The sequence below is a fragment of the Streptomyces muensis genome (genome assembly GCF_021474425.1).
Lineage (GTDB): Bacteria > Actinomycetota > Actinomycetes > Streptomycetales > Streptomycetaceae > Streptomyces > Streptomyces muensis.
Genome location: NZ_JAKEIP010000001.1, coordinates 72928 through 86927 on the forward strand (window position 1 = coordinate 72928; position 14000 = coordinate 86927).

Sequence of the window (14000 nt, forward strand, 5' to 3'; positions counted from 1 at the left end):
TCATCCGATGATCGATCACAAGGAGCCGCGATGCGTGTCGCCCTGTTCCTGACCTGTGTCAACGACACGCTCTATCCGGACACCGGGCGCGCCGTGGTGAAACTGCTGACCAGGCTGGGCGTCGACGTCGACTTCCCGATGTCCCAGACCTGCTGCGGGCAGGCCCACTACAACACTGGCTACCGCCATGAGGCCGAGCCGCTCGCCCGGCATTTCTCCGATGTCTTCGGGGAGTACGAGGCGATCGTCACCCCGTCCGGGTCGTGCGGGGCGATGGTGCGCGAGCTGTATCCACGGATGGGCGAGCGGGCCCGTGCCGAGGGCCGCGGGGACACCCTCGCTGCGACCCTGGCACCGGTGGTGCCGAAGACGTACGAGCTGACGGAGTTCCTGGTGGACGTGCTGGGGGTGACGGACGTGGGCGCCTACTACCCGCACAAGGTGACGTACCACCCGACCTGTCACGGTCTGCGCGGGCTGGGCCTCGCCGACCGGCCCCGACGGCTCCTCCAGGCCGTCAAGGGGCTGGAGTTGGTGGAGCTGCCGGGTGCCGAGGAGTGCTGCGGGTTCGGCGGCACCTTCGCGCTGAAGAACTCCGATGTCTCGGCGGCGATGGGCGCGGACAAGGTGCGCAACGCCGAGGCGACGGGCGCCGACGTGCTGTGCGCGGCGGACAACTCCTGCCTGATGCACATCGGCGGGACCATGGCACGGCTGCGCACGGGCATGCGGCCGGTGCACATCGCGGAGATCCTGGCGAGCACGGAGGAGGAGCCGGCGGCATGAGTGGAACGTTCGTCGGGATGCCGGCGTTTCCGAAGGCCGCGCACGAGGCCGTGCACGACACGACCCTGCGCGGCAATCTGCGGCACGCCACGCACACGATCCGTGGCAAGCGGGCCAAGGCCGTCGCGGAGATGTCCGACTGGGCCGAACTGCGGGAGGCCGGGAAGCGGATCAAGGACCATACGCTGCGTCATCTCGACCGGTATCTGCTGCAGTTGGAGGAGTCGGTCACGGCGGCGGGCGGCACGGTCCACTGGGCCGCGGACGCCGACGAGGCGAACGAGATCGTCGCCCATCTCGTCAAGATGACCGGTGAGTCGGAGGTCGTCAAGGTCAAGTCGATGGCCACACAGGAGATCGGGCTCAACGAGGCCCTGGAGGCGGAGGGCATCCGCGCCTACGAGACCGATCTCGCCGAGCTGATCGTGCAGTTGGGCAAGGACCGCCCCTCGCACATCCTGGTCCCGGCGATCCACCGCAACCGGGGCGAGATCCGCGACATCTTCAGCAAGGAAATGAGTGAGTGGGGCCGTCCGGCTCCCGAAGGCCTCACGGACACGCCCGCCGAACTCGCGGAGGCGGCCCGCCTCCACCTGCGCGAGAAGTTCCTGCGGGCCAAGGTCGGCATCTCCGGCGCCAACTTCATGGTCGCCGAGACCGGCACGCTGGTCGTCGTCGAGTCCGAGGGCAACGGGCGGATGTGTCTGACCCTGCCCGAGACGCTGATCTCCGTCGTCGGCATCGAGAAGATCGTGCCGACCTGGCAGGACCTGGAGGTGTTCCTCCAGACCCTCCCCCGCTCCTCCACCGCCGAGCGCATGAACCCGTACACCTCGACCTGGACCGGTACCACGGACGAGGACGGTCCGCGAAGCTTCCACCTGGTCCTGCTCGACAACGGCCGCACCGACACCCTCGCCGACGAGGTCGGCCGCCAGGCCCTGCGCTGCATCCGCTGCTCGGCCTGCCTCAACGTCTGCCCGGTGTACGAGCGGGCCGGCGGGCACGCCTACGGCTCGGTCTACCCGGGCCCGATCGGCGCCATCCTCAGTCCTCAACTCCGGGGCGTGTCGAGCGAGATCGACGCCTCGCTGCCGTACGCGTCGTCGCTGTGCGGCGCCTGCTACGAGGTGTGCCCGGTCGCCATCGACATCCCCGAGGTGCTGGTGCATCTGCGGGAGCGGGTCGTCGAGGGCGGCCAGGTGACCACGAACGGCAACAAGGTCGTGCTGAAGCCGGCGAAGGGGCATGCCGCCGAGCGGGCCGCGATGCGTGCGGCGCGCTGGGCGTTCAGCCACCCGGGCGCCCTGCGCACCGGGCAGCGGCTCGCCTCGCGCACCCGCCGTCTGCATCCGCGCACGCTGCCCGGTCCGGGCAAGGCGTGGAGCGGCACCCGGGATCTGCCGCCGGTGCCAGCGGAGCCGTTCCGGGACTGGTGGCAGCGGACGCAGGGCGGAAAGGGCGGTGCCAAGTGAGCAGCAGGGAACGGATCCTGGGCCGGGTGCGGCGGGCGCTGGCCGACGTTCCGGCGACGGAACGCGACGGGACGGCGTACGAGCGGGCGGTGCCGCGGGGCTATCTGCGTGAGCACGGGGAGCGGAGCGTCGCGGAGACGGTCGAGTTGCTGGCGGAGAACCTGGCGGACTACCGGGCGATCGTGCACCGCTGTACCCCCGCCGACCTCGCGGCGACGATCGCCGGGATGCTGGCGGCGCGGGGCGCGAAGACGGTGCTGGTGCCGCCGGGGCTGGAGTCCGAATGGCTCGCGGCGGCCGACGCCGAGCGGATCGCGGACCGGGCGGAGAGCACCCCGGACGAACTGGACCGGGTCGACAGCGTGGTCACGGCATGTGCGGTGGCCGTCGCCGAGACCGGCACCATCGTCCTGGACGGCTCCCCCGACCAGGGCCGCCGTCGCATCACACTCGTCCCCGACCACCACATCTGTGTCGTACGGGTCCCCGAGCAGGTCGTGTCATCGGTCCCGCAGGCCCTCGAACGCCTCGATCCCGCACGCCCGTTGACGTGGATCTCCGGCCCGTCGGCGACCAGCGACATCGAGCTGGACCGTGTCGAGGGGGTGCACGGCCCGCGCACGCTGGAGGTCGTCCTGGTCGGCGACTGAGTGCGCCGGGAGCGCGTCGGCTCAGAGGTCGCGTCGCTCCAACGGCCGTACGGCGGGGCCCTGGACGACTCGGCCGTCGGGGTCGAAGCGGGAGCCGTGGCACGGGCATTCCCAGGTCCGCTCCGCGCGGTTGAACGCGACCAGGCAGCCCAGGTGCGTGCACTTCGCGGAGACGGCGTGCACGGTGCCGCCCTCGTCGCGGTGGACGGCGCAGCGCTTGCCGGCCACGTGGACGATGGCACCGTCGCCGGGGGCGATGTCGTCCACCGAGCCGGCCGAGGGGCCCGGCAGATGCTGGAGCCGGTCGCCGACGAAGTGACGTGCCACGTCGGCCTGGTGCTTGACGAAGTCCTTGCCCTCGCGGACGACGGACATCACCCGGCACGGGTCGTACAGCCCGCTCCACGGGTTCTCGCGGCCGGTGATCAGATCGCAGAGCAGCCGGCCCGCCATGATGCCGCTGCTCAGGCCCCAGCCGCCGAAGCCGGTGGCCACGTGGCAGTGCCTGCTCGCGGGGTGCAGGGGGCCGACGAGCGGGACGGAGTCGGTGGAGTCGTTGTCCTGGGTGGCCCAGCGGTGGGTGAAGGTGAGCTCGCCGAAGCGGTCCGTCGCCCAGCCGGACAGGTCCTTGAAACGTGCCTCGACATCGCCGCCGGTGCCCGGCGTGAAGTGCTCGCCGGTGACGATGAGCAGGCGTTTTCCGTCCGCGTAGGGCGCCGTGCGCACCGAGCGGGTGTTCTGCTCGGGGGTGATGTACATGCCCCGCGGTGCGGTGGCCGCGTCGACGGGGGCGGCGACCACCAGTTCCCGGCGCGTCGAGAGACGGGTGAACAGCAGCGCCCGGTCGAAGATCGGGTAGTGGGTGGCGACCACGACGGTCTCGGCCCGCACCTTCACGCCGTCCTCGGTCGTCAGCACACAGGGGTCGCCCTCGGAGAGGCCGACCACGCGTGTGTGCTCGTGCACCTGGCCGCCGAGGCGTTTCAGGTCGGCGACCAACGCCAGCAGGTACTTGCGGGGATGGAACTGCGCCTGCCCCTCGACCCGCACCGCGCCCGCCACCGGATACGGCAGGTCGGTGTCGGTCACGTACTCGGCGGCCAGGCCCGCCTCCCGGGCGGCGTCGGCCTCCGCCCGCAGTTCGTCGCTGCGGTCGCCGTCCTCGGCGTAGGTGTAGGCCGCCGCCTCCTCCCAGTCGCAGTCGATGCCGAGCTCGTCCACGACCTCGGCGACATGCCGGATCGCGTCGGTCTGGGAGGCCGCGTACAGGTGGGCGCCCTCCTTGCCGCGGGTGCGCCGGAGCCGGTCGTAGATCAGGGTGTGCTGGGCGGTGAGCTTCGCGGTGGTGTGCCCGGTGACACCGGCGGCGACCCGGTCCGCCTCCAGCAGGGCGACGCCGTGCCCCCGCCGGGCCAGCTCCCAGGCGGTCGCGATCCCGGCGACGCCCGCGCCCACGACGGCGACGTCGACCGTGAGATCGCCGCGCGGCGGGGGTGCGAGGTCGCCGGGTGGTGCCGTCTCGATCCAGTACGACGGGTGGGTGCGGGTCGGCTCGTCCATGGCGGCCGAGTTCCCCGCACCGGCTCCGTCACACGAGGGACCGCAGGTCAGGCCGGAGCGCAGATCGAGCGCAGATCACCTGGCGGCGGCCAGGCGGACCGGACGTCAGACGGTGGCTCGCGGTGCGGCCAGAGGGTGTTGGCAAGTACACCCGGAATTACGGGTCCTGCGCCCCATGTGGTCGAGGCGTCCGCTCCGTAGCTTCTTCGCCAGGGCACAGGGAGTGCCGGACGGGGAGTGATGAGGATGTTGCGCGCAGGCTCGCGACGGACGCACGGAACGCGACCGACACACGAGAGGGGACCGGCGGCCGAGGCGCTCCGGCTGGTCAAGGTCAGCAAGACGTACGGGACGGGCGACGGTGCCGTGACCGCTCTGGACGGGGTGACCTTCGGGCTGGGACGGGGCACGTTCACCGCGGTGATGGGGCCTTCGGGCTCCGGGAAGACCACGCTGTTGCACTGCGCGGCCGGTCTGGACCGGCCCGACAGCGGGATCGTGTGCGTGGACGGCACCGAGCTGACCGGGGGCGGCGAGGCCGAGCTGACGAGGTTCCGGCGTGGTCGGATCGGGTTCGTGTTCCAGCAGTACAACCTGTTGGAGACGCTCACCGTCGCGCAGAACACGGTGCTGCCGCTCAAGCTCGCCGGGCAGCGCGTCGACCGCGGGCGCGCCAAGGAAGTGCTGGCCTCGGTCGGCCTCGGCGACCGGCTCGGGCACCGCCCCGGCCAGCTGTCCGGCGGTCAGCGGCAGCGCGTGGCCATCGCCCGCGCGCTCGTGACCGAACCCCGGGTGATCTTCGCGGACGAGCCGACGGGCGCCCTGGACACCCGTAGCGCACGAGAGGTGCTGCTGTTGCTCCAGCGGGCGGTGCGGGCGCACGGCCGGACCGTGGTGATGGTGACCCACGACCCCGTCGCCGCCTCCTACGCGGACTCGGTGCTGTTCCTCGCGGACGGCCGGTTGGCGGGCCGGATGGACGCTCCGACGGCGGACGCGGTGGCCGAACGCCTCGCGCACCTGGGCGACACCGTCACGACGGGGGTGTGAGCGATGTTCCTGCTGGCCATGCGGTCGATCCGGCACCGTCCCGGACGGTTCCTCGCGACGCTGCTGTCCGCGTTCCTGGGCGCGGCGATCATCATGACGTTCAACTCGATGCACGACACGGCGGCACAGGACGGCGTGGACTCGACCAGCGCGGAGACGCTGTCCACCGCGGCGGGCGTCGTCGGCGGCTACGGCACCCTGCTGGTCTTCTTCGCCGTCGCCTCCGCCCTGACGGTCAACGTCCGTCAGCGGGCCGCCGAGTTGGAGCTGCTGCGCTGCTCGGGGGCGACTGAGGCGCAGCTCAAGCGGATGGTGGTCGGCGAGGCCGTGGCCGTGGCCCTGGTGGGCACGGCGCTGGCGATCGGGCCGGCGATGCTGGGCGGCCGGGCGCTGCTGGAGGTGTTCCAGGACAGCGGGCAGGTCGCCGAGTCCGTCGACCCCGTCTTCGGGCCGATCGCGTTCATGACGGGCATCGACATCACGCTGCTCGCGTCGGCGGGCGCCGCCTTCCTCGCCGTACGGCGGGCGACGCGCGGGCAGGAGCGGCGGGGCGGGGCGCGGAAGTTCCTCGCGTACGCCGCGCTGCTCACCGGGGCCGTGTCGGCCTTGGCCACCTTCGTGTTCTCGGCGACGGACGCGGCCCTGATGGCACCGCCCGCCTATGGGGCGATCCTGCTGTCGGTGGGCTTCGCGCTGATGGCACCGCGGCTGCTGGAGGCCGTGCTGGACCGGCTGCCGCTGAGCGGGGCGATCGGCTGGCTGGCCGTACGGAATCTGCGGGAGCGGGCCGGTCAGCTGGCCGGGATCCTGATGTCGCTGATCCTGTTCACGGCGGTCGCCACGGCGACGCTCACGATGCAGGCGGTGGAGAGCGACGCCGTGGCGGCCTCGGGGCTGACGAAGTCGATCGACGCCAAGAACCTGGAGACGCTCAACTTCACGGTCGTCGGCATCATCGTGGTCTTCGTCTGCGTGATGCTGGTCAACTCGCTGTACGCGGCGACCAGTTACCGGGTCCGGGAGTTCGGCCAGCAGCGCCTGGCGGGCGCGACCCCGGGTCAGGTGCTGGGGACGGTCGGCATGGAGACCCTGGTCCTGACCGTCACCGGAGTGGTCTTCGGCATGGCGGCCGCCCTGGCCGGGATCGTCCCGTTCACGATGGTCCGTACGGACGGGGTCCTGCCGGGCGAGGTCTACGGTATCGGGGTCGCGGTGACCGCGGTCGCGGCGGCGGTGACCCTGGGGACGAGCCTGGCCACGGCGCGGCGGATGCTGCGGACGCCGGCGGTGGGGGCGGTCGCGGTGGCGAGCTGAGGCGCGGGGCCACCGCGCCACGGACCGCGAGGAAACCGATCGGTACACCACCTTCCGGTGCACGGAAGCTCCGTGACATCATCGGTGAACAAGCGCTTAGATAGTCTTGTCTGAAAGCGCCGACCGTAGCCACCGAGCTGGAGGCCCCGTTGTTCACTTCCGTCGACGACGTCTCCGCGCGTCTGGCCGAGACCGGCTATCTCGCCTCACCCGCCGTCGCCACGACCGTCTTCCTCGCCGACCGCCTCGGCAAGCCCCTGCTGGTGGAGGGGCCGGCCGGGGTCGGCAAGACGGAGCTCGCCAAGGCCGTGGCCGAGGTCGCCGGGGCGCGGCTCGTGCGCCTGCAGTGCTACGAGGGGGTCGACGAGTCCCGGGCGCTGTACGAGTGGAACCACGCCAAGCAGCTGCTGCGGATCAGCGCGGGCCGCGACGAGACGTGGGACGAGACGCGCACGGACATCTTCAGCGAGGAGTTCCTGCTGACGCGTCCGCTACTGACGGCGATCCGGGGCGACGAGGCCAAGGTGCTGCTGATCGACGAGACCGACAAGGCGGACGTCGAGGTGGAGGGCCTGCTCCTGGAGGTGCTCAGCGACTTCCAGGTCACCGTCCCGGAACTGGGCACGATCACCGCGACGCGGCGCCCGTTCGTCGTCCTCACCTCCAACGCGAGCCGGGAACTGTCCGAGGCGCTGCGCCGCCGCTGTCTGTTCCTGCACATCGGCTTCCCGGACGAGGAGCTGGAGCGGCGGATCGTACGGCTGAAGGTGCCGGGCCTCGACGAGGCGCTGGCCCGCTCGGTCGTCCGCGTCGTGGGCGCGCTGCGGGCCATGGACCTGCGCAAGGTCCCGTCGGTCGCCGAGACCATCGACTGGGCGCGCACGCTGCTCGCGCTCGGCGCCGACACGCTGGACGAGACCGTCGTACGGGACACGCTCGGCGTTCTCCTCAAGCATCAGGACGACGTCCTCAAGGCCTCCGCCAAGCTCGATCTGGAGGCCCTGTGACGACGCCCGCGGGGGCGGGGGTCGCGGAGCGGTTGACGTCGTTCGTCGCGGCGCTGCGCGCGCACGGCGTCCGGATCGGCACCGGCGAGACGGTGGACGCGGCCCAGGCGGTCGAGGCGCTCGGCCTCGCGGACCGGGAGCTGCTGCGCGAAGGGCTGGCGGCGACGCTGTTGCACGGTCCTGGTCAACGGACGGTGTTCGACCCGGTCTTCGACCTGTATTTCCCGCGCGGCGTGGGCGGACCGGAGCAGCGGGGCGCGGGCCGGGAGGAGCTGCGCCACCGGCTCGCGGACGCCCTGAGCGCCGACGACCGGGCGATGATGGCGCGGCTGGCGGTCGAGGCCGTCGACGGTTTCGGGGGGTACGGGTCCTCGCCGGAGTCGGACGGCTGGTCGTCGTACCAGACGCTCGAACGGCTGCGTCCGCAGACCCTGTTCGCCCGTGTCCGCGACAACGTCCGGGGGCAGGGCGGCAGTTCGGGGTTCACCGACCGGCTGCTGGAGGACGAGATCCGGGGGCGTATCGAGGCGTTCCGGGCGCTGGTGGCCGCGGAGGCGCGGCGGCGGGTGGCCGAGCGGCGGGGCCGGGACGAGATCGCCCGGCGCGCGGTGACCCCGACCGCCGACCGGCTGGACTTCCTGTTCGCCGGGAAGGCCCAACTGGCCGAGCTGCGCAGGACGGTTCAGCCGCTCGCCCGCAAGCTGGCGACCCGGCTCGCGGCCCGTCGCCGCCGTGCCTCCCGCGGGTCGATCGATCTACGGCGGACCCTGCGCGGGTCGCTGTCGACGGGCGGGGTGCCGATGAAACCGGTGCTGCGCCGACGCCGTCCCGTCCGCCCCGAACTGGTGCTGCTGTGCGATGTGTCGGGCTCGGTGTCCGGGTTCTCGGACTTCACGATGCTGCTGGTGCAGGCGCTGCACGACCAGTTCAGCAAGGTGCGGGTGTTCGCCTTCGTCAACCGCATCGACGAGGTGACCGGGCTGCTCGAACACGGCACCGCCGATCCGGAGGGCCTCGGCGCCCGGATCGAGGCGGAGTCCACGCTGACGGGCTATCACGGCAGCAGCGACTACGGCATGGCGCTGGGCGAGTTCGCCGAGCGCTACGGCGACGCGGTCGGCCCGCGCACGACCGTGTTCGTCCTCGGCGACGCCCGTACCAACATGAGCGACCCGAACCTGCCCGCCCTGCGGCAGATCGCCGAACAGGCCCGCCGGACCTACTGGCTGAACCCGGAGCAGCGCTCCCGTTGGGGCACGGGCGACTCCGCGGCGCCCGACTACGCCGGGCTGGTCGAGATGCACGAGTGCCGCACGGCCCGGCAGCTCAGCGCGCTGGTGGCGCGGCTGTTGCCCGTCTGACTCGGGGGCAGTCATCTCCGGGGCGACGGAGCCCTCAGGGCAAGGCCAGGGCCGGACCCCGGAGAAAATCAGGGTTCGTCCCGGATGGTCGGCACGGGCCGGATTTCCTACGCTCGGCGAGAGCGGAGGGGGATCCCATGAAGGCAGTGGTTCAGGATCGGTACGGCTCGGCGGACGTCCTGGAGTTCCGGGACGTCGATCGGCCGGTGCCGGCGGCCGACGAGGTGCTGGTGCGGGTGCACGCGGCCTCGGTCAACGCCTACGACTGGCATCTCATGCACGGCGACCCGCTGATCGGCCGCGCCATGATGGGGTTCCGCAGGCCCAAGGCGCCCGTGCGGGGCCGGGACTTCGCGGGTCTGGTGGAGGCGGTGGGCTCCGGGGTCACGGGGATCGAGCCCGGTGACGAGGTGTACGGCGAGGCCGACGGCGCGTTCGCGGAGTACGTGTGTGCCAAGGACGGCATGGTGGGCCCGAAGCCTGCCAACCTGACCTTCGAGCAGGCGGCCGCGATACCCCTGGCCGGGAACACCGCGCTGATCGGCCTGCGGGACGTGGCCCGGGTGCGCGGCGGCCAGACGGTCCTGGTCAACGGCGCGTCGGGCGGGGTGGGCACGTTCGCCGTGCAGCTCGCCAAGGCCTACGGCGCGCAGGTGACCGCGGTGTGCAGCACGCGGAACGTGGACCTGGTCCGCTCCCTCGGGGCGGACCAGGTCATTGACTACAAGGCGGCGGACTTCACCCGCGGCGGCCGCCGGTACGACGTCGTGCTGGACCTGGTCGGCAACCACTCACTGGCCGCTTTCCGCCGCGCGCTCACGCCCACCGGCACCCTCGTGCTCTCCGGTGGCGGCGTGTACGAGGGCGGCAGTGTCGTCGGACCGATGGGGCTCTTCTTCAGGAGGCGGCTGGCGGCGCCCTTCGCCCGTCAGCGGCTGCTCGAACTCCCGGCCCGGCAGACCAGGGCGAACCTCGCGGCGCTGCGCGAACTCGCCGAGTCCGGGAAGATCACCCCGGTCGTCGAGCGCACGTATCCCCTGAGCGAGGCGGCCGAGGCGATCCGGTACGTGGAGGTGGAGCACGCGCGCGCGAAGGTCGTCGTCACGGTGTGAGGTGCCGGCGCGGGCCGGCCCGGGCTAGTCGTTCTTCTTCGCGAACTCCCTCGCCGTCTGCCCCTGGAAGTCACAGACCACGACCGGCTCGTCGCCCAGGACCCAGGCGTCGTGTCCGGGCGAGACGACGAAGACGTCGCCGGGGCCGACCTCGCTCTCACCGCCGTCGTCCATGCGGATGCGCATACGGCCTCGGAGTACATAACCGTTGTGGTGCATCTGGCAGGTGTCCGTGCCCGCGATCGGGGCCACGTCCTGAGTCCAGCGCCAGCCGGGCTCGAAGGTTGCCACGGCGAAGTCGAGATCCGACATGTGGACGGCTTCCATGTGGCCGTGGGGGAAATCACGCCGCTCGTCCGGCTTGTCGAGCGTCTTCACTTCCAACATGACGCGCTCCCTTCCGGCCGCGCCTCGGCGCGGCCGGGGGGCCGGTCGCCCCGGCGGCCCTGGACACCGCCGTCGGTGGCCGGTCTCCTCCTACTCAATCGTCCGCCCGTCCACCCGGGGCCGCCAACCGAGGGACACGCGCTGGCGAGAACCGGTCCTCAGTCCCGCTTCCCGCAGAGCTCGGCGAAGCGCTCCGCGTCGATGTTGCCGCCGGAGACGATCACACCGACGCGGCGCGGCAGCGTGCCCGCGCGGCCGGTGAGCAGGGCGGCCAACGGGGTGGCGCCGCTCGGCTCCACGACGATCTTCAGGCGTTCGAAGGCGAACCGCATCGCGTCCCGGATCTCGTCGTCGCTCACGAGCGCGATCTCGTCGACGAGCCTCTGGTTCACGGAGAACGTCAGCTCCCCCGGCGTGTGCAGGGCCTGTCCGTCGGCGATGGTGTGCGGCACCGGGATGCTGACGCGCCGCCCCGCCTCCAGGGACCGCTTGGTGTCGTCCCCGGCCTCCGGTTCGACGCCGATCACCCGGATGCCCGGGTGCAGCCCCTTGGCCACCGTGGCGGTCCCGGCGATGAGCCCGCCACCGCCGACCGGCGCCAGCACCGCCCCCAACTCCCCCGTCTCTTCGAGGAGTTCCAGGGCGGCCGTGCCCTGCCCGGCCATGATGTGCGGGTGCTCGTAGGGCGGGATGACGGTGAGGCCGCGCTCGGCGGCCAGGGCCTCGGCGATGGCGACACGGTCGCCGGTGTAGCGGTCGTAGGTGACGATCTCGGCGCCGTAGCCGTAGGTGGCCGCCCGCTTCGACGGCGGGGCGTCCTCCGGCATGACGATCACCGCGGTGGTGCCGAGTTCGCGGGCGGCCAGGGCGACCGCCTGGGCGTGGTTCCCGGACGAGTAGGCGGCGATACCGCGGGCGAGCTGCTCCGGGGTGAGACGGGAGGCCGCGTTGTAGGCGCCGCGGAACTTGAAGGCGCCCACGCGCTGGAAGTTCTCGCACTTGAGGTGGACCTCGGCGCCGACGAGGGCGTCGAGCGTGCGTGAGCGCAGCACCGGGGTGCGGTGGGCGACGCCCTTGAGCCGTGCGGCGGCGTCGCGGACGTCGTCGAGGGTGACCGGTGGGGTGGTGGTCGTCACGCGTGTCCTCCAGGGGGTGTCGTGTCGGTCGCGGCCTCGCTCGCCGCCGTCCCGTCCGCCGCCAACCTGTTCGTCGCCGTGCCGGTCTCGGCGCGTGCCTGGGACAGATAGCTGTAGGCGGACGCGCGGGAGATGCCGAGCCGTGCCGCGACCTGCTCGATCGCGCGGCGCACGGCGAACACGCCCCGCTGGTCCAGGCCGCGGAACAGCTCCAGGCGCTGGGCGCGGTCGAGCGCCGCCCAGCTCCCGTTCTGCCGGAGCTGGTGGGCGTCGAGGATGGCGTCGACGACGGAGTCGATGTCGTTGCCGAAGGTGGTGACCGGCACGTTGGCGCTGCCGCTGGTTCCGGGAGGGCCGACGCCGGCGAGGGCGGCGAGCAGGGTGTGAGCGTCGTTGAGGGCGGTGACGTCCAGGTTCACGCAGAGGGCGCCGAACACGGTGCCCGTGGAGTCCCTCAGCACCATGGTGGACGCCTTGACCAGTCGGCCGTCGCGGGTTCTGGTGACGTAGTTCAGCTCGTCGTCCGCGTCGTCGCCGCGCGCGACGATCCGCATGCCGATCTCGCTCATCGCGCCGCCCACGGTGCGGCCGGTCACCGAGCCGGCCACGGCGACGACGGACTCGTCCGGGCGCCGGTAGTCGTGCAGGACCACCTCGCACATCGGGCCGAACGTGGCCGCGAGTCCGTCGACGACGGGTCTGAGAGCGGCGACGATTGCGTCCCGCTCGGCTTGCAGGGGCTGCTCGGTCGTCATCGCCTGCTCCTGTTCGCGCTGGTTCACCTGCCCACGTTTTAGACTACACGTCCAGAATCTGTACTGACAGTCCAATCGGTTCGAGGGTTCATCGGTTGGATCCAGGCTGCGGGTCGTCGTGGGCCGGTCGCGCAGTTCCCCGCGCCCCTTGAGGTGGGTGCAGTCGACGCAAACTTCGGAGGCAACCTTGACGCGGCCGGCGATGTTACCGGTAACATCCAGCCCCATGACAGTGACGTCGGCACCCCCGCACCCCCGGGTCTTCAGCCCCTCCGCCGTGGTCGCCTCCTGTGTCGGCTTCGTGTTGATCGGGGTCCTGCAAGCCCTGTACGGACCGGCGATTCCGGGGTTCCGTGCGGAGTTCGGGCTGTCGCCGTCGGCTGCCGGGCTCGGGCTGAGTGCGCACTTCGTCGGTGGGGTGGCCGGTGTGCTGCTGTTCGACCGGCTCTACGGGCGGGTCGGCAACCGGCGCATCCTCGGTGCCTCGTATCTGCTGATGGCGGTCGGCGCGGCCGGGTTCGCGCTGGCGCCGAACTGGCCGGCCGCGCTGGCCATGTCCCTGCTGGCCGGGCTCGGCTTCGGGGGGATCGACTACGGACTCAACCGGCTGTTCGCCATCGGCTTCGGGCAGCGCTCGACCGCCATGCTGAACATCCTCAACGCCCACTTCGGCATCGGCGCCATCCTCGGCCCGGCCCTGATCGGCGCCGTCGGCTCCGCCCACTACCCCGCGGTCTTCCTCGGCTTCGCGCTGGCCAACCTGCCGCTCCTGCTGTGTCTGCGCGGCGTGCGCGACCGGGCGCCGCAGCCGGCCGAGGACTCCGGTGAGTCGTACGACGGGCAGGTCCTCGCCCGCAGTCTCGGCTCCGTGCTCGCCGTGTTCGTCGCCCTGTATGTGCTGCACGTCGGTATCGAGGCCGGTGTCGGCGGCTGGGAGCCGACCCATCTGGAGACCGTGGGTTACGGCGCCGGATTCGCCGCCACGGCCACGTCCGTGTACTGGCTGATGATGACCGTCGGCCGCTTCCTGGTCGCCCCGGTCGCGCTGCGCTTCTCGGCCCAGGCCATCATCACCGTCTCGTGCGCGGGCATGACGGTGTGTCTGCTGCTCGCGTCGGTGCCGGCGCTGGCCCCGTACGCGTACGCCGGTGTCGGTCTGTTCATCGCCCCGATCTTCCCGACCGGGCTGCCCTGGCTCAACCGGGCAGCGCCACGGGCACGCAGAGCCGGAGCGCTGGTCATCGCCGCGTCCATGGTCGGCGGCGTGGTGGCCGGTCCGGCGCTGGGCAAGGCCATCGAGTGGTCCGGGATCCGTACGGTCCCGCTGCTGCTGTCCGCCGTCTCGGCGCTGTGTCTGGCCGCCACACTCTGGCTGATCCGCAGCACCCGAACACGCTGAATCCGCCG

Annotated in this window: 13 protein-coding genes; 9 read left to right on the top strand and 4 right to left on the bottom strand. The window is 71.9% G+C overall.

The genetic code is table 11. The features are described from left to right. The first annotated feature begins 30 nt into the window (after positions 1-30). The 3 genes from L0P92_RS00370 to L0P92_RS00380 are packed head-to-tail and all read left to right on the top strand — an operon-like array spanning position 31 to position 2911. Positions 31-786 carry a (Fe-S)-binding protein gene (locus L0P92_RS00370; RefSeq protein WP_234760322.1) on the top strand — a complete coding sequence of 252 codons (756 nt, stop codon included), beginning with the start codon at positions 31-33 and terminating at the stop codon, positions 784-786. Continuing rightward, positions 783-2261: a LutB/LldF family L-lactate oxidation iron-sulfur protein gene (locus L0P92_RS00375; RefSeq protein WP_234760323.1), complete on the top strand. Its 1479-nt coding sequence runs from the start codon at positions 783-785 to the stop codon at positions 2259-2261. The genes L0P92_RS00370 and L0P92_RS00375 overlap by 4 nt, the downstream gene beginning before the upstream one ends. Further along, positions 2258-2911, top strand: coding sequence for a LutC/YkgG family protein (locus L0P92_RS00380; RefSeq protein ID WP_234760324.1), 654 nt, complete (start codon positions 2258-2260; stop codon positions 2909-2911). The genes L0P92_RS00375 and L0P92_RS00380 overlap by 4 nt, the downstream gene beginning before the upstream one ends. Before the next feature lie 21 nt (positions 2912-2932). On the opposite strand, the gene L0P92_RS45120 is transcribed toward L0P92_RS00380, so the two are convergent. Continuing rightward, the gene (locus L0P92_RS45120) at positions 2933-4471 is read right to left on the bottom strand and encodes an FAD-dependent oxidoreductase (RefSeq protein ID WP_273633969.1); all 1539 of its coding nucleotides are present in this window, start codon (positions 4469-4471) and stop codon (positions 2933-2935) included. Between the two features lie 246 nt (positions 4472-4717). On the opposite strand from L0P92_RS45120, the gene L0P92_RS00400 reads away from it, so the two are divergent. The 5 genes from L0P92_RS00400 to L0P92_RS00420 all read left to right on the top strand — a co-directional run bounded on the left by L0P92_RS00400 (position 4718) and on the right by L0P92_RS00420 (position 10315). After that, positions 4718-5521 (top strand): ABC transporter ATP-binding protein, encoded by an 804-nt coding sequence (locus tag L0P92_RS00400; RefSeq protein ID WP_234760325.1) that lies wholly within the window; start codon positions 4718-4720, stop codon positions 5519-5521. 3 nt (positions 5522-5524) lie between these two features. Beyond that, complete coding sequence (locus tag L0P92_RS00405) at positions 5525-6835, top strand: FtsX-like permease family protein (RefSeq protein WP_234760326.1); 1311 nt, start codon at positions 5525-5527, stop codon at positions 6833-6835. A gap of 149 nt (positions 6836-6984) precedes the next feature. Then, a complete protein-coding gene (locus tag L0P92_RS00410) occupies positions 6985-7842 on the top strand; it encodes an AAA family ATPase (RefSeq protein ID WP_234760327.1) in 858 nt (285 codons plus the stop codon). Beyond that, positions 7839-9203: a vWA domain-containing protein gene (locus L0P92_RS00415; protein WP_234760328.1), complete on the top strand. Its 1365-nt coding sequence runs from the start codon at positions 7839-7841 to the stop codon at positions 9201-9203. The genes L0P92_RS00410 and L0P92_RS00415 overlap by 4 nt, the downstream gene beginning before the upstream one ends. A 137-nt stretch (positions 9204-9340) precedes the next feature. Continuing rightward, positions 9341-10315, top strand: coding sequence for an NAD(P)-dependent alcohol dehydrogenase (locus L0P92_RS00420; protein WP_234760329.1), 975 nt, complete (start codon positions 9341-9343; stop codon positions 10313-10315). Between the two features lie 24 nt (positions 10316-10339). Here L0P92_RS00420 and L0P92_RS00425 read toward each other — a convergent pair whose 3' ends face one another. The 3 genes from L0P92_RS00425 to L0P92_RS00435 all read right to left on the bottom strand — a co-directional run bounded on the left by L0P92_RS00425 (position 10340) and on the right by L0P92_RS00435 (position 12593). Then, positions 10340-10702 carry a cupin domain-containing protein gene (locus L0P92_RS00425; protein WP_217215213.1) on the bottom strand — a complete coding sequence of 121 codons (363 nt, stop codon included), beginning with the start codon at positions 10700-10702 and terminating at the stop codon, positions 10340-10342. Positions 10703-10860: 158 nt separating this feature from the next. After that, positions 10861-11838: a pyridoxal-phosphate dependent enzyme gene (locus L0P92_RS00430; protein ID WP_234760330.1), complete on the bottom strand. Its 978-nt coding sequence runs from the start codon at positions 11836-11838 to the stop codon at positions 10861-10863. Beyond that, positions 11835-12593 (bottom strand): helix-turn-helix transcriptional regulator, encoded by a 759-nt coding sequence (locus L0P92_RS00435; RefSeq protein ID WP_234760367.1) that lies wholly within the window; start codon positions 12591-12593, stop codon positions 11835-11837. Before L0P92_RS00435 ends, L0P92_RS00430 begins: the two co-directional genes overlap by 4 nt. Before the next feature lie 226 nt (positions 12594-12819). On the opposite strand from L0P92_RS00435, the gene L0P92_RS00440 reads away from it, so the two are divergent. Continuing rightward, positions 12820-13992 carry an MFS transporter gene (locus L0P92_RS00440; RefSeq protein WP_234760331.1) on the top strand — a complete coding sequence of 391 codons (1173 nt, stop codon included), beginning with the start codon at positions 12820-12822 and terminating at the stop codon, positions 13990-13992. The last annotated feature ends 8 nt before the right edge of the window (positions 13993-14000 follow it).